The organism is Vreelandella halophila, from assembly GCF_009856365.1.
Classification (GTDB): domain Bacteria; phylum Pseudomonadota; class Gammaproteobacteria; order Pseudomonadales; family Oleiphilaceae; genus Halospina; species Halospina utahensis_B.
Genome location: NZ_WMEX01000002.1, coordinates 480,719 through 500,435 on the forward strand (window position 1 = coordinate 480,719; position 19,717 = coordinate 500,435).

Annotated in this window: 15 protein-coding genes and 1 riboswitch; of the genes, 14 read left to right on the forward strand and 1 reads right to left on the reverse strand. The window is 64.5% G+C overall.

The annotated features are described in order from the left end of the window. Positions 1 to 52: 52 nt before the first annotated feature. Genes GLW01_RS05535 through cobD form a run of 4 tightly spaced genes read left to right on the forward strand, consistent with a single transcriptional unit; the run spans position 53 to position 3,000 of the window. Positions 53 to 775 carry an AzlC family ABC transporter permease gene (locus tag GLW01_RS05535; protein ID WP_160898416.1) on the forward strand — a complete coding sequence of 241 codons (723 nt, stop codon included), beginning with the start codon at positions 53 to 55 and terminating at the stop codon, positions 773 to 775. Further along, entirely contained in the window at positions 762 to 1,076 is a 315-nt protein-coding gene (locus GLW01_RS05540) for an AzlD family protein (protein WP_151440655.1), read from the forward strand. The genes GLW01_RS05535 and GLW01_RS05540 overlap by 14 nt, the downstream gene beginning before the upstream one ends. Continuing rightward, the gene (cbiB, locus tag GLW01_RS05545) at positions 1,076 to 2,014 is read left to right on the forward strand and encodes an adenosylcobinamide-phosphate synthase CbiB (protein ID WP_160898417.1); all 939 of its coding nucleotides are present in this window, start codon (positions 1,076 to 1,078) and stop codon (positions 2,012 to 2,014) included. The genes GLW01_RS05540 and cbiB overlap by 1 nt, the downstream gene beginning before the upstream one ends. After that, positions 2,014 to 3,000 (forward strand): threonine-phosphate decarboxylase CobD, encoded by a 987-nt coding sequence (gene cobD / locus GLW01_RS05550; RefSeq protein ID WP_160898418.1) that lies wholly within the window; start codon positions 2,014 to 2,016, stop codon positions 2,998 to 3,000. Before cbiB ends, cobD begins: the two co-directional genes overlap by 1 nt. Here cobD and GLW01_RS05555 read toward each other — a convergent pair. Continuing rightward, a complete protein-coding gene (locus GLW01_RS05555; RefSeq protein ID WP_160898419.1) occupies positions 2,997 to 4,856 on the reverse strand; it encodes a DUF3413 domain-containing protein in 1,860 nt (619 codons plus the stop codon). The two genes, cobD and GLW01_RS05555, sit on opposite strands and share 4 nt — an antisense overlap. Before the next feature lie 154 nt (positions 4,857 to 5,010). Beyond that, a riboswitch (cobalamin riboswitch) is annotated at positions 5,011 to 5,229 on the forward strand. A gap of 292 nt (positions 5,230 to 5,521) precedes the next feature. Between GLW01_RS05555 and GLW01_RS05560 the strand changes: the two genes are divergently transcribed. The 10 genes from GLW01_RS05560 (at position 5,522) to GLW01_RS05605 (ending at position 18,867) form a co-directional block, all read left to right on the forward strand. Then, a complete protein-coding gene (locus GLW01_RS05560) occupies positions 5,522 to 7,258 on the forward strand; it encodes a TonB-dependent receptor domain-containing protein (RefSeq protein WP_160898420.1) in 1,737 nt (578 codons plus the stop codon). Further along, on the forward strand, positions 7,255 to 11,799 hold the full coding sequence (locus GLW01_RS05565; protein ID WP_160898421.1) for a cobaltochelatase subunit CobN: 4,545 nt from the start codon (positions 7,255 to 7,257) through the stop codon (positions 11,797 to 11,799). The genes GLW01_RS05560 and GLW01_RS05565 overlap by 4 nt, the downstream gene beginning before the upstream one ends. A gap of 19 nt (positions 11,800 to 11,818) precedes the next feature. After that, positions 11,819 to 12,265, forward strand: a complete 447-nt coding sequence (locus GLW01_RS05570) for a MotA/TolQ/ExbB proton channel family protein (protein ID WP_160898422.1) — start codon at positions 11,819 to 11,821, stop codon at positions 12,263 to 12,265. Further along, a complete protein-coding gene (locus tag GLW01_RS05575) occupies positions 12,262 to 12,564 on the forward strand; it encodes a DUF2149 domain-containing protein (RefSeq protein ID WP_160898423.1) in 303 nt (100 codons plus the stop codon). The genes GLW01_RS05570 and GLW01_RS05575 overlap by 4 nt, the downstream gene beginning before the upstream one ends. 5 nt (positions 12,565 to 12,569) lie before the next feature. Then, the gene (locus GLW01_RS05580; RefSeq protein WP_160898424.1) at positions 12,570 to 13,451 is read left to right on the forward strand and encodes a cobalamin-binding protein; all 882 of its coding nucleotides are present in this window, start codon (positions 12,570 to 12,572) and stop codon (positions 13,449 to 13,451) included. 28 nt (positions 13,452 to 13,479) lie between these two features. Beyond that, positions 13,480 to 14,460, forward strand: coding sequence for a FecCD family ABC transporter permease (locus GLW01_RS05585; protein WP_160898460.1), 981 nt, complete (start codon positions 13,480 to 13,482; stop codon positions 14,458 to 14,460). After that, on the forward strand, positions 14,460 to 15,224 hold the full coding sequence (locus tag GLW01_RS05590) for an ABC transporter ATP-binding protein (protein WP_160898425.1): 765 nt from the start codon (positions 14,460 to 14,462) through the stop codon (positions 15,222 to 15,224). The genes GLW01_RS05585 and GLW01_RS05590 overlap by 1 nt, the downstream gene beginning before the upstream one ends. A gap of 139 nt (positions 15,225 to 15,363) precedes the next feature. Further along, a complete protein-coding gene (locus GLW01_RS05595; protein ID WP_160898426.1) occupies positions 15,364 to 16,677 on the forward strand; it encodes a cobyrinate a,c-diamide synthase in 1,314 nt (437 codons plus the stop codon). Between the two features lie 2 nt (positions 16,678 to 16,679). Continuing rightward, positions 16,680 to 17,291, forward strand: coding sequence for a cob(I)yrinic acid a,c-diamide adenosyltransferase (gene cobO / locus GLW01_RS05600; RefSeq protein WP_160898427.1), 612 nt, complete (start codon positions 16,680 to 16,682; stop codon positions 17,289 to 17,291). Positions 17,292 to 17,424: 133 nt separating this feature from the next. After that, complete coding sequence (locus tag GLW01_RS05605; RefSeq protein WP_160898428.1) at positions 17,425 to 18,867, forward strand: cobyric acid synthase; 1,443 nt, start codon at positions 17,425 to 17,427, stop codon at positions 18,865 to 18,867. Positions 18,868 to 19,717 lie beyond the last annotated feature (850 nt).

Genomic DNA, 19,717 nt, shown 5'->3' on the forward strand with positions numbered 1-19,717 from the left:
TGTCCGGGCTATAGAATCCCCGTTCGATCCATCCGATTGCCCGGGACACCTCATGGCCACTGACGCGAAGACGGACACCTATCGGCTCAACCCCGATCAGGTGAAAGCCGAGTTCTTCCAGTTATTGCCCATTGCGGTTTTCGTAACCGTATTCGGTATCGCGTTCGGTCTGGCGGCCGGGCAGGCGGGGCTGCTGCCGTGGCAGGCGGGCCTGATGAGTGTCACCGTCTTCGCCGGTGCCGCCCAGTTCGCGGCTTTGGGGCTCTGGGGGCAGGAGGTCTCGCTGATCCCCCTGGTCGCCATAGTGCTGGCGATCAACTCCCGTCACATCCTCATGGGCGCCTCGCTCTACCCCGTGCTCCGCAAGCTCCCGCCGGCGCGGCGTTACGGCATACTGCTGGTGCTGACCGACGCCAACTGGGCGCGCTCCTTCCAGCAGTATCAGGCCGGGCGCGAGAATCTGGAAGCCATCCTCGGTGGTGGTCTGGTGCTTTGGATGGCCTGGGTGGCGGGTACCCTCTTCGGTGGCTATTTCGGCGGGCTTGTTCAGAACCCGGAAGCCTTCGGGCTGGATATGGTGCTGGGATGTTTCCTGTTGACCATGGCACTGGGCGGGCCGAAATCACGGCGGATTCTGGTGGCATGGACGGTGGCGGGCATCTCGGCGGTGCTCGCCTGGCGATGGCTGCCGCCGCACACCCATGTGATCGTGGGCGCGCTGGCCGGCGGCGTTGTGGGTCTCTTCTGGCTGGAGCCGCATCATGACCAGTATTGAGACCACAACCCTCGGCATCCTGGCCATCATTCTCATCATGTCTCTGGTGACCCTGGGCACCCGTTTCGGGGGCGCCTTCCTGATGGCACGGGTCCCCCTGAGCCGCCGGGTGGAGAGCTTCATCAATGCCATGGCCAGCTCCGTTCTGATCGCCATTGTCGTGCCCATGGCCTTCGCCGGGGATCTGGGTGCCAAGGCGGCGCTGCTGACCACGGCGGTGATCATGGTTGCCACGGGCCGCTCCCTGCCGGCCATCGGCGCAGGGTTCGTAGCGGCGGCTCTGGTGCGGCAGTTTCTGTGATGGCAGTGGCGCTTCTGAGCTGCCTGCTGGCCCTCGTTCTGGATTTTCTGGTGGGCGAGCCCCGCCGGTGGCATCCACTGGTAGGCCTGGGCTGGTATGCGGACCGTATTGAAGCTGCGCTGAATCCCTGTGGGCGGGGGGGCATTCTGGCTGGCGGGCTGGCAACCGTGCTGGTGGTGCTGCCGGTGATCGGCGTTGCCCTGGTGGCGTCGGCGCTGCCGTGGCCCTATGGGCTGGTCGTGGCGGTGATTCTTCTGTGGGTCTGCATCGGCCACAGCAGCCTGGCGGAGCACGGTATGGCGGTTTACCAGCCACTGATGGATGAGGATCTGGAGACGGCCCGTGAACGTGTGGGCATGATGGTCAGCCGCAATACCCGGGGGCTGGATGAAGAAGCCATCGCCAAGGCTACGACGGAATCCCTGCTGGAGAATGGCGCGGATGCGATCTTCGCGAGCCTCTTCTGGTTCCTGGTTGCCGGTCTTCCGGGGCTGTTGCTGCATCGGGCCGTGAATACACTGGACGCCATGTGGGGCTACCGCAGCGACCGGTTCAACCGCTTTGGCAGGGTGGCGGCCCGGCTGGATGATGCCCTGAACTGGGCTCCCGCACGGCTGACCGCGCTGGGGTACGCGCTTGCGGGCCGCACGCGGATGGCACTGAGGTGCTGGAAAACCCAGGCCCGGGCATGGGAGAGCCCCAATGCCGGCCCTGTGATGGCAGCCGGCGCGGGCGCGCTGGGCGTACGGCTTGGCGGGCGTGCGCCCTATCACGACGGCTGGCGTGAGCGGCCGCTGCTCGGCTATGGCGAGCTGCCCGATGCGCTTACCATCCCATCCGCCATCACGCTGATCCAGCGCAGTCTTGTGCTCTGGATGCTTGCGGTGGCCATCGTGACGGTGCTGGTGGAAGCTCTGGGCCGGGGAGGGCTGTGGTAATGGCAACACACGGTGGCCGACTGAACCAGGCGGTACAGCAGTGGGGGATTCCCCGCGGCCAGTGGGTGGACCTTTCGACTGGCATCAACCCCTGGCCGTGGCCGGTTCCAGCGGTGCCGGCTGAAGTCTGGCAGCGGCTCCCGGAGGAGGACGACGGTCTACCGGCTCAGGCACGGCACTGGGCCGGTGCGCCGCCAGATGCCGGATGTCTTCCCGTGGCCGGAACCCAGGCCGCGATACAGGCCCTTCCCCGATTAAGGGCCCCGGGGCGCATCGGCGTGCCGGACCCGGGCTATGTTGAACACGCCGAAGGGTGGCGGGCTGCCGGGCATGAGGTTATCCCGTTCACGACCCTGCCCAGCGATGAGGAGCTGGCCGCGCTGGATGCGCTGGTCTGGATCAATCCCAACAACCCCACAGGGGAGCCGGTGATGGCCCGTGATCTGGTGGCCTGCCACGAGCAACTGGCGGCCCATGGGGGCTGGCTGGTGGTGGATGAAGCCTTTATCGACGCGGAGCCGACTCAGACATTGGTGCCTGAGACGGGACGTGAAGGACTGGTGGTTTACCGTTCCATGGGCAAGTTCTTCGGGCTGGCAGGCCTGCGGGCCGGACTGGTGTTCGGACCTGGCGGGCTCTGTGGCTCGCTTGGTGAGCTGCTTGGCCCCTGGGCTGTCAGCCACCCTGCGCGCTATCTGACGCAGCAGGCCCTGTCGGATACGGCCTGGCAGAAAGCCGCTGCAAGCCAGCTTCATCACGGGCACGACCGCCTCGTCGCACTGCTCAGGAGCGCCGGCCTGGCTCCCCGGGGCAGTGCGCCGTACTTTGCGTACTGCCCCCATGATGAGCCTGGGCGGGTCGCAGAGGCGCTGGCCGCGCAGGCGGTGCTGGTGCGTGTGTTCGAGGCGCCGCCCGCCCTGCGCTTTGGCCTGCCTGGGGCAGAGCCCGAATGGGAACAGCTGGCGCGTGCGCTCCAGACCCTCTAGCGGTAGAACCGGGACATTTCCTGGAGCACTTCCTTGATAGTGCGGGGATCCGGCCGGAACTCCGGCGCCGGATTGAGCTCATCGTCCACGGTTTCCACCCGGCCTGAGGCATACTGAACGATCCGGTGATCGTCCAGTAACACCGCGTAGTCCATGTAACTGTGGGCAATGCTCCAGTCCCGTTCGCGCTTCTGGAACAGGCCGTTGCCGGTGGCATAGGTCTCCGGGGCCGTGGCGCCGCAGCCAAGGGCCCTGCCCATGAGCGTAGGGGCAACATCGAAGTTCTCAGTGCGGTACTCGATGGTTCGGCTGTCACGTCCCGGCCAGTGCACGATCATGGGGGTGTGCAGCTGGTACTGCCCGAAGTTGCTGCCGTGGCCCCAGTAATTCTTTCCGTATTCGTTGAACTCCTGGCCATGGTCCCCGGTGATCATGACGATGGTGGAATCCAGAAGGTCCCGGTCACGGAGGTCGGAAAGCACGCGCCCGACCTGATTGTCCACGAAATGCAGGGTGGACTTGTAGTTGTTGCGCATCAGTTCCGGGTTGAAGTCCGGGCCCAGGGCCAGCTTGTTCACCGGATCCCAGTATGGCTGGAATTTTACCGGATAATCGTCCGGCACCCGGTGGTTGTGTGGTGTGTCGTAGAACAGGAACCCGAAGAATGGCTCACCGGTGCTGGCCTCACTGTGCTGCGCAGTGAAGTCCAACCAGTCATTGGTGATGCGGGTGTCACGGTCCCAGGGTTTGTCCCCGGGTGTTTCCAGGCGCAGATCGTCCACAGAAGCGAAGACGTTCTTGGTGAACGCGGGGCTGATCAGCGGCGCGGAGCTCAGGATCTTCATCCGGTAGTCCAGTTCCTGCATGCGCGTAATCATCACCGGCGGCTGTTTGGCGGTGGTGAACGCCTCCCAGTAGCCGCTGGGCAGTGAATAGAACAGGGTGAAAATGCCCGGCTTGGTGGCATTACCATTGCTGTAGTGATCCGTGAACTGCAGGCTCCTGCCCGCAAATTCATGGATGTTCGGCATCCACCGGGGATCGACCATGTCGCCGCGGGCGCCGTCTATCGCGATCACCAGCACGTTGGGGCGTTCGGCCGGCCTTTCACAGCTCAGGGGCTCGGTGGGGTAATCCAACTGGCCACCGCCGCCGCCAGTGGTGAGCGCGCTGGCAGCGCTCTGTTCCCGGATGGCCTCGGGGTCCACCAGTCCGTTCTTTTCCATGAAACGCTTGGCGGTTGCGCCGTAATACAGCGGCATGGCCCGGGTGATTGAGGTAATGCGGCTGTCGTGGTTGGCATCCGCCCAGGCGTGCCAGCCGTGCACAACCAGCTGGCCGGCAAAGACGGTGGCAATACCGAGTGCCAGCCAGCGCCCCCGTGGCCGCCGCCGGAACAGGAAGATGCCCATGACCAGCTCCAGAAGCAGCAGCCCGAGCGTCGCGCCGCCGGCTATGGCCCACATCTGCCAGGGAAAGGCAAAGATCTGGGTGCCACCCTTAAGGGCCATATCCAGAACAAACCCGGAGAGATGGAAACGGAACTGGGCATAGGTGACGGTATCAATCAGCAGGAGCCCGAGAGCGCCCGTTGCATACACCGTCCCCAAAGCGATGAGCAGCCGGCGGCTGGGGATGAGTCCGATCACCAGCAGCGGCAGGCCGGCGACCAGTGCCAGCAGCGGGAACTGCGCCAGGTACAGGAAGGTGACATAGATGCCGGTGGTACCGTCTGGAATGGTGATCCAGGGCAGATAACGCAGGCCAACCAGAAGAGCCAGTACGCCATTGGCTAACAGAAACCAGCCGGTCCAGCTCAGGCGTTGCCCGAGTTCCCTGAGTTGAGTTTTCAGCAAATCCCTTCCATCCAATGTCCAGTGTTAATCGTCAGGCGGCCTATGATAGCCAGCGCCAGGTGGAAGTCCAAGCCGCCCGTCATCCGTACTTCCCGTGCCCGGTGGCTGGTTCTGGCATTCATGACTGAGTTGACCCGGTCATGGGCCCTTGGTAGGGTTCGATCCACTTTCAGGTGTCCCTGCTGTGGCAGGGATGAAACGGGAAGCCGGTGAGCTGCATGACGCAGCGAGGCCGGCGCTGCCCCCGCAACGGTGATTGAGTCAAAGGCGGCCATCACGCCACTGTGCCGGAGAAGCATGGGAAGGCGGTCGCTGGGGATGCCATGGGCATCCGCTCATCAGCCCGTAGACCGGCCTGAAGGGATCGCCATGCGTTGCGGAGGGCAACGACAGGCCGGCCGGATCTTCCCCCGCGGCTCACGCTGCGCACTATTCAACCTCCCGCCGCCTGTCACCCTGAGTCTGCCCCCGCGACGCGTCCAGCAATGCTGTGCGGGGAAGCGCAGCAGGCAACAGGGAGTTACACCATGACCAACCGACAGGCCATTCTGCCTCTGGCAGCTGCAATCAGTCTTAGCGCATCCGTTTCTACGGCTCAGACTGCTGATGGGATCACTCAGGTTTCCTCGCTGGAACTTAATCCGCTTATCGTTACTTCTTCCCGGATGACAGAGACCGCCGACGAGGCGCTTTCGGCCGTTTCCGTCATCGATCGCGAAGAGATTGAGCAGCGCCAGCCCCAGTCAACGTTTGATCTTCTGCAGACCGAGCCAGGTGTCGACGTTGCCCGTAACGGTGGGCGTGGCGCCAACAACAGCGTTTTTCTGCGCGGCACCGAATCGGACCACACACTCGTCCTGATGGATGGTATGCGGGTGTCCTCGGCAACCACCGGCCAGTTCGCCTGGCGGGCCCTGCCGCCGGCCAGCGTCGAGCGCATCGAGATTGTTCGTGGTCCGCGCGCGAGCCTCTACGGCTCGGACGCCATCGGTGGCGTGGTTCAGGTGTTCTCCCGGGAGCCGGACGAGCCCTACCTGAGGCTGCGCGGCGGCAGTAACCGGACCCGCCAGGTTGAAGCGGGTTTCGGCGATGACGGCCCCGTGCGCTATGGCCTGAATGTTGGCTATGAGGCGACGGACGGATTCCCTTCCCAGGAGGAAGGCGCCGGTGTTCAGGAGGATCATGGGTACCGGGGGCGGACCGTATCCGGCTTCGCCTCCGCACCCGTTGCCGCAGAAACCCGCCTGACCGGCCGTGTCTGGGCCAACAGCAGTGCCGTGGAGTTCTCCACCACCAACAGCCAGGGCGAGTTCGAGACTGGAGAGCAGGATACCCGCAACCTGAGTTCGCGGGTCTCGCTGGAACAGTCGCTGATGGCGGCCTGGGATCATGAGATCGGTGTGGGCTATTCGGAAGATCAGCTGGAGAACTTCGGGGCCCGCAGTGACGACGTCCATAACCTCATCCGCACCCGCCGTACCACCGTTGACTGGCGTCATGACGTGAGCGTCACCGAGAGCCAGACGGTGCAGTTCGGCGCGGATTTCCGCGAGGCGAATGTTCTCTCCGAGGACCGGATAACCGGGACCGAGGATTTTGACAAGACACTCGGCAACACTGGTGTCTACGCGCTCTGGCGCGGCATGTTCGACGGCCTGGACACAGAAGCTTCCGTGCGCCACGACGACAACCGGGATTTCGGCAGCGCCACCACATGGCAACTGGCCGGAGGCATTCCTGTTGAGCAGGGTGTGCGCCTCAGAGCCTCCCTGGGCACGGCCTTCAAGGCGCCCAGTGCCAACGAACTCTACAGCCCAGGGTTCTTTGGCGGACTCTACGCTGGTAACCCTGATCTTGAACCCGAGGAGTCCCGCAGCGGTGAGCTCGGAGTGCGTTTCCGGGACCAGGGCGGCAGTGAACGGGCGGAGGTGAACCTGTTCGTGACCCGCATCGATGACCTGATTGCGTACCAGGGGCAGGATTTCCAGGCGGTGAACGTGGATGAGGCCGAGATTCAGGGGCTGGAGTTCATCTACGGTCGCTCCCTCCAGGACTGGCACCTGGATTTCAGTGCCACTTTCCAGAAGGCCGAGAATCGCACCACCGGGGAACGTCTGGCACGGCGGCCGGATGAGAAAGCAAGCCTGGTGCTTGGGCATGACCTCGACAACCGGACACGGCTCTCCGTGGAAGCGAAAGTCGCCGGTGAACGCCCGGATGGGAGTACCACCCTGGCCGGCTACGGGGTCGTGAATCTGGCCGCAACCCGTCAGCTCCGCGAGGGCCTGAAGCTCGAGGCGCGCGTTGAGAACCTGACCAACAGTGACTACCAGCTCGCGAACACCTACAACACGCGCGATCTCTCCGCGTTTGTCGGTATCCGCTGGGAGCCGTGGCAATGAAGCGCCTGCTGGTCGCATGCTTCATCCTGGTGGCTGCACCGGCGCTTAACGCCGCCACCATCGTCGGCATCGTCTCGGACCGCTCCTCCGCCGAAATGGCGGCGGGCGCCGAGGAGCATTTGGCCGCGTTCCCGGAACACGAGATCGTGCTGCGCACGCCCGAGCAGCTGAAGGATCTTCCCGACGAACAGGTTACGGACCTCTGGAGCGACGCGGACGCGCTCATCCTGGCCGCCGTTTTTGGCGAGGAGTCGGGCCGCATCCGCCGGCTGGTGCGTGACCAGGGGCCGGGGGCGGACGTGCCCATCATGGCCATGAACAGCAAGCGCGGCATAACCCGCCTTTCCCGGCTCGAGGGCGAGCGCGTGATGGCGGATCTCTCGGACAGGACCATCAACGAGATGGTCGCGAACCCTGAACCCGGCGAGGACCCCGCCGCGCACCTGGATGAACGCCGCAAGCAGTACCCGGAGCAGGCGGAATGGCTCACCGGCCGCGCCTTCTACCAGGGCCGCAGCCCCGAGCACATGGATGGCCTCTTCCGCTGGGCGCTGGCCCAGGCCGGGTATGACATCGAGGTGCCGGAACCCAAGCCCCGCGAGCCCATCCGGTACTACCGTAATGGCGAAGCCAGTGCCGATCCGGATTCCCTCAACCTGGAGGAAGGCCCGGCCGTGGCCCTGCTGGACCTGGATTCGGGCGACCGCCCCGGCGATCGGGACCTGCTGGACGCCGCCTGCGAGCAGATGGAAAAGCGCGGCATCCAGTGCTTCACCATCCTGGCCCGTTGGGGTGGGGCGAGCGTTGAAGCGGTGAAGACGCTGGAGGAACGGATCCAGCCGGCTACGCTGTCCGGCATCGTCAGCCTGCAGTATTTCACCGTTGGCGGTGGCGATGGCCGCGAAGCCGTGACCAAAGCGTTCAATAACCTGGATGTGCCGGTCATCAAGGGGATCCGCATCTCCAAGCTCACCAAGCCCGAATGGTTGCTCTCCGATGAAGGGCTGCCGTGGGATTCGGTGCATTACCAGCTCGCCATGCCCGAACTCCAGGGCATCAGCCAGCCCATGGTGCTGGCGGTGGCCGAGCCGCCGCGCATCGATGAGGAAACGGGCGTGGAACTCACGCTGACCACGCCGGTGGCCGAGCGCGTCAACGCCCTCGCGAACCGGATGGATCGCTGGGTCACGCTCCAGACCAAGGAGAACTCGGACAAGCGTGTTGCGGTGGTCTACTACAATCACCCGCCGGGCCGGCAGAACATCGGCGCGGACAAGCTCAACGTCCCGGAATCCCTGTTCGAGATCCTGCAGCGGCTCAAGGCTGAGGGCTACAAGACGGGCGAGCTTCCCGAGTCCCCGGAAGCCCTGCTGGATGAGATCCAGGATCGTGGCGTGAACCTCCCGGACCAGCAGTCCGGACTGGAAGATCTGGCCGGCAAGGTCCCCTCCGTGAGTAAGGAAACCTATCTGGAACGGTTCAAGCAACTGCCGGAAGCAGTCCAGGCGGAGATGCAGCACGGCCCCGTGGGCTACCTCCACGCCCAGCTGAAGAACGCCGCCAACAACGGCCATACCAAGCTGGGTAACGACCTGCTCAAGAACGGCGTGAAGGACCTGCGCCACATGCTGCGCAACTACGAGCACGACGCCACTCAGCGCGCTCTGGACCTGCTCGACCAGTACCAGACCGGCTGGCGCGCCGTTCTCCGCAATGAGCAGAACTCGACGGAGAAGGTCACCAGCATCCGCGATGCCCTGATCCGCACCGGCATCCCCGGCCTCTCGGGCTGGGGCGAAGCGCCGGGCCGCTCCATGGTTCACGAAGGCGAGATGCTGTTCCCCGGCATCCATTTCGGTAACGTCTTCATCGGCCCGCAGCCGCCGCGTGGCTGGGAAGTGAGCGAGGAACTGCTGCACGCCAACACCACCTTCCCGCCCACCCACCAGTACGTCGGCTTCTACCAGTGGCTGCGCAAGGACTTCAACGCGGACGCGCTCGTCTACCTGGGCCGCCACTCCACCCGCGAGTTCCTGCCCCGGCGCCGCGCGGGCCTGGCCGAGGACGACTACCCGGAGCTGCTGGGCAAGGATCTCCCGCTCATCTACCCCTACATCGTTGACGGGGTGGGCGAGGGCATCCAGGCCAAGCGCCGCGCCATGGGTGTAATGATCAGCCACCTCACGCCGCCGCTGGAAACCACCAAGCTCTACGACAACCTGCTGGAACTGCGCCAGCTCGTCGAAACCTGGGAGTCCTCCAACGATCCGGATTCCTCCTCGCGCGACCGTGCCGTGAAGGAACTGCGCAAGCGCCTCAGGGAACTGGACATGGTCCAGGATATCGAGAAGGAACTCGCCGCCGAGCACCACCACGGTGAAGAAGAGCACAACGAGGAGGAAGGCGAAGAAGAGGGTAAGCACGAAGAGGGCGAGGTGCACGCCGAGACCGAACATCACCACAAGCATGAAGACGTCGAGGCGCCGGAAGAGGGCGGCGAGCACGCCCACGCCCATAAGCATGAGGACGGTGACGGGCATGGCCACGAGCACCACCACGACGAGGAAACCGTCCACCTGGAAGACGTGGATGACGAACTCCTGGTGCACGAGGTGGGCCACTACCTGACCACCATGCAGGAAAGCTTCATGCCCCTCGGCCTGCACGTCTTCGGGCGTGACTGGGAACAGGAAGGCATCGAAACCATGCTCAACTCCATGGCCGGTGACGACGAGGAGCCGAAGCCCAAGTGGCGCGAGAAGCTCAAGGCCTCCCCCGGCGAAGAGATGGACCACCTCATGGCCGGCCTCGACGGCCGCTTCGTCCCGCCGGGCGAGGGCAACGACCCCGTGCGAACCCCGGCGGTACTGCCCACCGGCCGCAACTTCCACGCCCTGTCCAGCGACCTGGTCCCGACCCGCGTCGCCTGGTCCCTGGGCGCGGAAATGGCCAAGGACGCCCGCAACAAGGGTGACCCCAAGGCCGAGGGCAGCGAGGCCATCGTCCTCTGGGCCTCCGATACCGTCCGTGACGAGGGCGTGATGATCGCCTTCGGCCTGGACATGCTCGGCATCAAGCCCAAGTGGAATTCCCGTGGCATCGTGGAAGGCCTCGAGCGCATGCCGCTGGATGAGCGCAACCGCCGCCGCGACGCACTCTTCACCACCTCCGGCCTGTTCCGGGACCTCTACGAGGACCAGCTGGTGCTGCTCGACCAGGCCTCGCGCCTGGCCCTGGATGGCGCCTACAAGACCATCATGAACAAGCACCCGCAGCTGGACCGCGCCCTGGAAGCCGCCATGGAACCGCTGCCCGAGGAAATGCGCGACCCCGGCAGTGAAAGCCTCGCGAAGAATGACGTGGCCGCCCGCTGGGTCGCCGATACCAAGGCCATGATGGCCAACGGCGCCAAGGCCCAAAAAGCCGGCTCGGATGCGGCCCTGCGCGTCTTCGGCACTGCCCCTGGCTCCTACGGCGCCGGCGTCAACCGCCTCGCGGACCGCTCCGGCGCCTGGGACGACCGCGGCAAGGTCGCCGACGCCTACACCCGCCGCATGGGCTACGCCTTCGGCGGCGACAAAGAGGGAGGCCGCCCTGCGCACGATGCCTTCAAGGATCGTCTGGATGACGTCGGCCGCACCTATCTCGGCCGCGCCAGCCACGTCTACGGCCTGCTCGACAACGACGACGGCTTCGACTTCCAGGGCGGGCTCTCCATGGCCGTGGAACACGAAACCGGCGAGGCCCCGACCAACCGCGTGCTCATGCATGCGGATCCGGACAACCCCAGGGTCGAATCCCTGCAGCAGGCCCTGCTCAGCGAGCTGCGTGGCCAGAACCTGAACCCGCAGTGGATCAAACCGCTGATGGAGCAGGGTTACGCCGGCGCACGCACCATGTCCGCGGACTTCCTCGACAACCTCTGGGGCTGGCAGGTGACGAGCCCGGACGTGGTGAAATCCGCCGTCTGGGACGACATCAACGAGGTCTACTTCGAGGACCGTCACAACCTGGGTCTCGATAAGTTCCTCGAGAAGGACCACAACGTCCACGTCAAAACCCACATGCAGGCGATCACACTGGTGGCCGCGCATCGCGGCTTCTGGAAGCCCGACGAGGAAACCCTCAAGAAACTGCGCCAGGAGTTCGCCCAACTCGTCGTCGAGAACGGCCTGCCCGGCAGCGGCCACACCCGCCCGGACCACCCCACCATGCAGTGGGTGGCCGAGAACCTGAGCGATGCCGAGCTGAAGAAAGACTTCAGGGCCGTCCTCGATGCCGCGCGCATGCAATCGCCGGAGTCCGGCAAGGCCCAGCCGGTGAGCATGCGCGAAGTCACTATGAAACAGAAACCCAAGCAGCAGGAAGCCGAAGAGAAGGCCCAGCAGCAATCGGAAAAGAAAACGGAACAAACGTCCGAGCAACCCGATGCGCAAAAGGCCTCGGCCGAGGGCGGACAGGTCCTGCTTCCGTGGTTCATCGGCGGTGGTGTCCTGCTGCTTCTCGGTGGTGGTGTCGTCGCCGGTCGACGCCTCTCATAAGGCCTGAAGGAGGCAAGCAATGTTTACATCCGCAACCCTCGACATCATGGACTCCATGGTGAGCTTCCTCCTGGAGCCGGTGATCATCGCGCTGCTGGCGCTGATCGCCCTGGCGCTCTGGGAAACTGGCCTGGCCATCGGTGAACGCACCGGCGGCCTGCGCCGGATGATCGAACGCGGTGATACGGAATCCCTCGCCGCCCGCGCCCAGCGCCGCATTGACCGCGCCGACCTGATCGCTCGTGTCGGCCCCATGATGGGCCTCATGGGCACCCTGATCCCGCTCGGCCCGGGCCTGGCCGCGCTCGGGCGCGGTGAGCTCGACGTGCTGGCGGAGGCGGTGACCGTGGCCTTCAACACCACCGTCCTCGGCCTGCTTGCCGGCATCATCGGCTTCCTGCTCGGGCGCATGCGCCGCCGCTGGTACGATGGCGCCATGGCCCAGCTGGAGGAGGCCGCGGCATGAGTGTGCCCGAGTACCGCCGCAGCCGTTTCGACATCACCGACGAGGACCCCATGGGCCCGCTGGCGAACCTGGCTGATATCATGTTGGTATTCGCCGTTGGCCTGATGGTGGCGCTGGCCGCCTCCGAAAGGGCCAACGATCCGCAGCAGAGCGGCGTGGACGTGAAGGCGGGCCGCGAGATGCCGGAACTGCCCGAGGGCGCGGGCGAATCCGGTGAAGGCTTCCAGCCCATGGGCCAGGTCTACCGGGACCCGGAAACCGGGCGCATGATCATGATCGACAAGGGGAACAGCCAGTGATCCGGATGCTGCACCGACTCACCGCCGTCGCCCTTCTCTTTCTGGTCGCCACCACGACGGCCCACGCGGAAGTCTGTGCCACGGATGATCGTGGGAAGGAGGTCTGCCTGGACAGCCCCGCTGAACGCATCATCAGCCTCTCGCCCGGCGCCACTGAGCTGCTCTTCGCCGCCGGCGCCGGGGACGACGTGGTGGGTGTGGTCAACTACAGCGACTACCCCGAGGCCGCCAGGGAACTGCCCATCATCGGCAGCCTCAAGCGGCTGGATGTTGAGCGAATCCTGAGCCTGTCGCCGGATCTGGTGATTGTCTGGGTGACCGGTAACCCCAAGGAACAGACCGAGCGGCTGGAAGAGCTGGACCTCACCCTGTACTACCTCGAGCCCAGGGATTTCGAGGGCATCGCCAGCGCCATCGAGCGCCTCTCGACCCTGGCGGATACCAAAGAGGTGGGCTACAGGGAAGCCGATCGGTTCCGCGCCGGGATCGAGTCGCTGCGTGATGAATACGGTGATGCCGATCCGGTGCCAGTGTTCTACCAGGTCTGGGATCAGCCGCTGATGACGGTTAATGGCGAACACTTCATCCACGAAGTGATTGAACTGTGCGGTGGCGAAAACATCTACGCGGAGCTCGATCGGCTGGTGCCACGCATCGACCGGGAATCCGTTCTGGCCGGCAACCCGGAGGCGATCGTCGCCGGCGGTATGGGCGAGCAGAACCGGGACTGGTTGCAGGAATGGAAACAGTACGGCTCGCTGACCGCCACCGAGCGGGGCAACCTTTTCTTCGTGCCGCCGTCCACCCTGCAGCGGCCTACACCACGCCTGCTGGAAGGCGGCGCCACCCTGTGCAAGAAACTGGAGACCGCCCGTGAACGCCGCTGAGGCCGTCGCACACCGGGCCAGCGCCTCCATGGCCATTTCCGCCTGGCGTCCCTTTCTGCCGCTGGTGTGGTTGGCATTGCTGGGGCTGCTGGCCCTAATGATGGCCGTCGCCATCGGCAGCGTGACCATCGCGCCGGGCGAGTTCTGGGCGGTGATCCTGGGCGAGGGCAGTGAACTGCACCGCACCCTCATCTTTGAGCTGCGCGCGCCGCGCGCACTGGCCGGGTTCGCCACCGGGGGCCTGCTGGCGGTGGCCGGGGCGCTCATGCAGATCCTGCTGCGCAACCCGCTGGCGGACCCCTACGTGCTCGGTGTCTCCGGCGGTGCCTCGGTGGGTGCGCTCGCCGCCATGCTTGCCGGAACCGGCACCGCCGTGCTCTCCGGTTCCGCCTTCGCGGGCGCGCTGCTGTCCACCTTCCTGGTCTTCGGCCTCGCCCACGGCACCGGCAGCTGGACCCCCGCGCGGCTGCTGCTTACCGGCATCGTGGTCGCCTCCGGCTGGGGCGCGGTGATCACACTGATGCTGGCCATCGGCCCGACGGACAAACTCCCGGGCATGCTCTACTGGCTCATGGGCGACCTCACCTACGCCCAGACCCCCTGGCCGGCGCTGATCACGCTGGCGCTGGTCTGCTTGCTGGTCATTCCCCTCGGGCGCAGCCTCAACGTCCTCGCACGTGGCCCGCTGCAGGCGGCGGCGCTGGGCGTGGCCGTGCGCCCGCTGGAATGGACCATCTACGTGCTCGCCAGCCTGCTCACCGCACTGGCCGTGACCACTGCTGGGAGCATCGGCTTTGTGGGGCTGGTGGTGCCGCACATGCTCCGGCTGGTGCTGGGCAACGACCAGCGCCTCATCCTGCCGGCCTGCGCGCTGGCCGGGGGCGCACTGCTCACGCTGGCGGACACGCTCGCGCGCATCGTCATCGCCCCCGAACAGCTCCCCGTGGGTGTGATCACCGCCCTGCTGGGCGTGCCGACCTTCCTCGTGCTGCTGTACCGGAGTCGCTGATGGCCGTGCTTGAAACCCGGGAACTCATCATCGACATCCCCGAGCGCGCGGACGGCCGCCCGCTCAGCCTGCGCATGGAACCGGGCCAGACCTGGGGCATCCTCGGCCCCAATGGCGCCGGCAAGAGCACCCTGCTGCACACCCTCGGCGGCCTCAACCGCCCGAGGAGCGGGGAAGTGCGGATCGACGACACCCCATTGCGCCAGATGCGGCGCAGCACCATCGCCCGGCAGCTCGGCCTCGTCTTCCAGGAACGCCAGGACGGCTTCCCCGCCACCGTCCTCGAAACCGCCCTGATCGGAAGGCACCCCTTTTTGTCCCCCTGGCAGCTCGAAGGCGGCGACGACCTCGAAATGGCCGAAAAGGCCCTGGAACGCCTGGAACTCAGCGACCTGGCGGATCGTTCCGTCAGTACCCTATCCGGTGGCGAACGCCAGCGCGTCGCCCTGGCCACGGCCCTGACCCAGAGCCCCAGCATCTGGCTCGCCGACGAACCCACCAACCACCTGGACCTCCGCCACCAGGTGGCCGTGATGGAACTGCTCTCGGAACAGGCCAGGGCAGGGCACACTGTCGTCATGTGCCTCCACGACCTCAACCTCGCCGCCCGCTGGTGCGACCACCTCCTGCTCCTGTACCCGGACGGCGAAGCCTGCTGGGGCGAGGCCGAAAGCATGCTCAAACCCAAAGCCCTCGAACAGCTCTACGGCCAGCCCCTCACGTGGGCGGAGGTGGATGGGGCTCCCGTATTCGTGCCGTCATGACGGAAAGAACCCCCAAAAATGACCCCCCTGTAGGAGCTTGCTTGCAAGCGATCCAAGCGATCCAGACAAAGCAAGCGATAAAACAATCGCGAGCAAAGCTCGCTCCTGCAGGGAACAGGACTAACCGAGGCTGAATTCAATGAACACCCAGACCATCACAGGCACCACCGCCGCCGCCATGATCACAGCCCCGGGCTCTGGCCACGGCAAATCCATGGTCACCGCCGCCCTGGCACGCCTCCACAAAAACGAAGGCCGCAACGTCCGCGTCTTCAAGCACGGCCCGGACTACCTCGACCCCATGGTCCTCGAAAGAGCCTCCGGCAATCCGGTTTACCAGGTCCACGGCTGGATGACCGGCATGGACGAAGTCCGCTGGCGCCTCGCCGAAGCCGCCCAGACCGCTGACCTGATACTGGTCGAAGGTTCCATGGGTCTCTTCGACGGCGACCCCAGCACCGCCGACATGGCCGTCGCCTGCGGCATCCCCGCGCTACCGGTCATCGGCGCCAACGCCATGGGCCAGACCTTCGGCGCGATTGCTCTGGGCCTCGCCCGCTACCGCGATGATCTGGAAGTGAAGGAAGTCATCGCCAACCGCACCGGCAGCGGCTACCACGCCCACCTGTGCAGGGAGAGCCTGCCCGAAGACATCAGCCTCCTCGGCGCCATCCCGAGGAATGAGGCCTTCGACATCCCGGACCGCCACCTCGGCATCGTCCAGGCCGACGAAATCACCGACCTGGATGAACAACTCGATGCCGCCGCCGAGGTCCTCAAGGAAGCCGGCCTCGACCAGCTCCCGGCCCAGGTCACTCTGGAAGCAACAACACCCGAACAACCGCCAAGGCTCCTCGAAGGCACCACCATCGCCATCGCCAAAGACGCCGCCTTCGCCTTCATCTACCGGGCCAACACGGAACTCCTGGAAGCCATGGGCGCCCCCCTCAAGTTCTTCTCCCCACTAACGGACAAAGAACTCCCGAACGCCGACGCCCTCTGGCTCCCCGGCGGCTACCCCGAACTCCACGGCCAGACCATCGCCGACAACAAAGAAATGAAAGCCGCCATCCAGGCCCACCACCAGGCCGGCAAACCCATCTACGCCGAATGCGGCGGCCTGATGGCCTGCACCGAAACCATGATCGACCCGGAAGACGGCACCGAACACAGCCTCTATGCCCTCATGCCCGGCAAAGTCTCCATGGCCCCCAAGCTCAAGGCACTGGGCATCCAGTCCCTGAACACCGACAATGGCGAACTCCGCGGCCACACCTTCCACCACTCCGAACTCGAAACGGAACGGGAGCCGGCCATGAGAACGACCAAGAAAAACGGCAGCGAAGGGGAACGCGTGTTCAAACAGGGCTCACTCACAGCGAGCTACTTCCACGGCTACTTCCCCACGGCCCCCAAACTGGTTGCGGAACTTTTCAAAGGCCAGGAGCAATAACGATGCGAGAGAACGCAAAAGACCCGGAACGCCATGCCCAGCGCATGGCCCGCAAGAAAAAGGTCATGGAAGAACGCATGGCCAACGCCCAGAAAGACCATGGCGTCCTCCTCGTGAACACCGGCAACGGCAAGGGCAAAAGCTCTTCCGGCTTCGGCATGGTTGCCCGCAGCCTCGGCCACGGTTTGCAGGTCGGCATCGTCCAGTTCATCAAGGGCAAGATGCAGACCGGCGAGGAACGCTTCTTCCGGGACCAGGCCAACGTCGACTACCACGTCATGGGCGACGGCTACACCTGGGACACCCAGGACCGTGAAAAGGACGTTGAAGCCGCCGAGAACGCCTGGAAGGAAGCCGCGCGCATGCTCTCCGACGAGCGCTACAGCCTGGTGCTGCTCGACGAACTCAACATCGCCCTGCGCTACGAATACCTCGACCTCGACCGCGTCCTGGATGACCTCCAGAACCGCCCCGAGATGCAGCACGTCGTGGTCACCGGCCGGAACGCGCCGAAAGAGCTGATCGAGCTGGCGGACACCGTGACCGACATGACCATCGTCAAGCACGCGTTCAAGGATCTCGGCGTCCGTGCCCAGAAAGGCGTCGAATTGTAGGAGCTTGCTTGCAAGCGATATCGCGGGCGAATCAATCTACCGTAGGAGCGAGCCTTGCTCGCGATACCCTCTCTGGCACTATCGCTTGCAAGCAAGCTCCTATAGGGAAAACGCACAACGGAGGCAACACCTCATGCAATCGCTGATGGTCATGGGCACCACCTCGGACTCCGGCAAGAGCACCATCGTCGCCGCCCTATGCCGCTGGCTCCACCGCCAGGGCATCTCCGTGGCCCCGTTCAAGCCCCAGAACATGGCCCTGAACAGCGCCGTCACCGAAGACGGCGGCGAGATCGGCCGCTCCACCGCCCTCCAGGCCCTGGCCTGCGGCATCGAACCGCACAGCGATATGAACCCCGTGCTCCTCAAGCCCCAGACCGACCGCGGCGCCCAGGTCATCCTGAGAGGGCAGGTCTACGGCAACATGGACGCCGTCGACTACCACGGCTTCAAGAAAGAAGCCCGCAAGAGCGTCATGGCTGCCTGGGAAGCGCTCAAGGCAAGGTACGACGTCATCATCGTCGAAGGCGCCGGCAGCCCCGCCGAAGTGAACCTGCGCGAAAACGACATCGCCAACATGGGCTTCGCCGAAGCCGCCGACCTCCCCGTACTGCTCGTCGGCGACATCGACCGCGGCGGCGTCTTCGCCCAGCTCGTCGGCACCCTCCAGCTCCTGTCCCAGTCCGAACGCGACCGCGTCACCGGCCTGCTCATCAACCGCTTCCGCGGCGACCCGGCCCTGCTCGAAGATGGCCTCAAATGGCTCGAAGACTACACCGGCAAACCCATCGTCGGCGTCTTCCCCTACCTCCAGGGCCTCATCCTGGACGCCGAAGACAGCGTCGGCCTCACCGGCACCGACGCCGACGAAGACGCCCTCAAGGTCGTCGTCCCCGCGCTCCCCAGAATGAGCAACCACAACGACTTCGACCCCCTGCGCCTCCACCCCAAGGTGGACCTCCAGTTCATCGGCCCCGATCAACCCAAACCCGGCGCCGACCTCATCATCCTCCCCGGCAGCAAAAGCACCCGAGGTGACCGGGATTGGCTCAAGACCCAGGGCTGGGACGAGCACATCCAGCGCCACCTGCGCTACGGCGGCAAGGTGCTCGGGATCTGTGGGGGATTCCAGATGCTGGGCAAAACCATTGCCGACCCGGACGGCATCGAAGGCGAGCCCGGCGAAACCGAAGGGCTGAACCTGCTGGATCTTGAGACGCGGCTGGTGCAAGGGAAGCAGCTGCGGCGGGTGAACGGGGTGTTTGCGGAAAGCGGGACGCCGATGAGTGGGTATGAGATTCATAACGGGGTGACGACCGGGAATGCTCTGACGCGGCCTTTGGTGTCATTGGATGGGCGGCCGGATGGGGCGGTTAGCCAGGACCAGGCCATCGCTGGCTGCTACATCCATGGGGTGTTTGATGACGCACAGGCCTGCGACACCCTGCTGATATGGGCCGGGCTACAGAACGACCAGGCAACCACCGATTATCAGCAACACAGGTTGGCAGAGCTGGACCGGTTGGCCGATGCTGTGGCCGAGCACGTCAGGACGGATCTGCTTGAGCAGGACTGACTCCATACCCTTGGCAGCGCGACGTCGACCCTACTATTCGCTGCGCGAAAACGGGAATTCAAACGATTACATAGACCGAATCCTGGCCATCGGCTAGGCTGTTGTTTTGAGGAGCAAAAGCCTCACAGGCAGAGGCCCGAAATTGCGGTGTTATACAGAACGCTCGTATATTCAATCATGCGGAATTCGGTCTAATCTCTGTTACACGTATCGAAAAAGGTGAATATGGACGTTCTGTTTGAACCAGCTGTAATGTTGAGTGTCGTTGTCACTGTTTTGGGCGCTATGTTCGCGAAGCGTCTCTCTATGCTCGGCGAATACCTGATCGGCCACGCTTCCCTCATTTCGAGAAAATCTCGCACGCGATTGAGGGTGAAGCGGTGGAGGTCTAGAAGAAAGCTGATTAATAGTGCGCGGGGGCATCATAGCGTCACTTTGAGCATTGTCCGAACCTATGCGTTGCTTCTTCTCTTTTTATCTGTCTTTGCAGTCTATCTCTTGCTTATCGTTTTAGGTCCACTAAAAGAGATAGGTCAGCTTCCGTTCAGTGTGCAGGCGTTAATCTCCTCTCCCATCTATATCGCTGAAGCTCTATGGTTAGTGCAAAGGGAGCGGATGTTTAAACTTGTACGTATCGCTGAGAGCCGTGTAACCAATCGCTCAAGTACGTTTCGGCCCGCTGGGCCTACACCGGACGCGCTAAAGCGCGCCGCTTAGCTTCGCGTTGAGACTGTAGAAAAACCCCCGATTTGGTAGGCTGGCACCGAGCAACAGGGAGTCGTTGGCATGCCCCGCTTCAAGCCCTACAACTACGATCAGGACGCGATGGTGGTGATCAACTACCGCCACC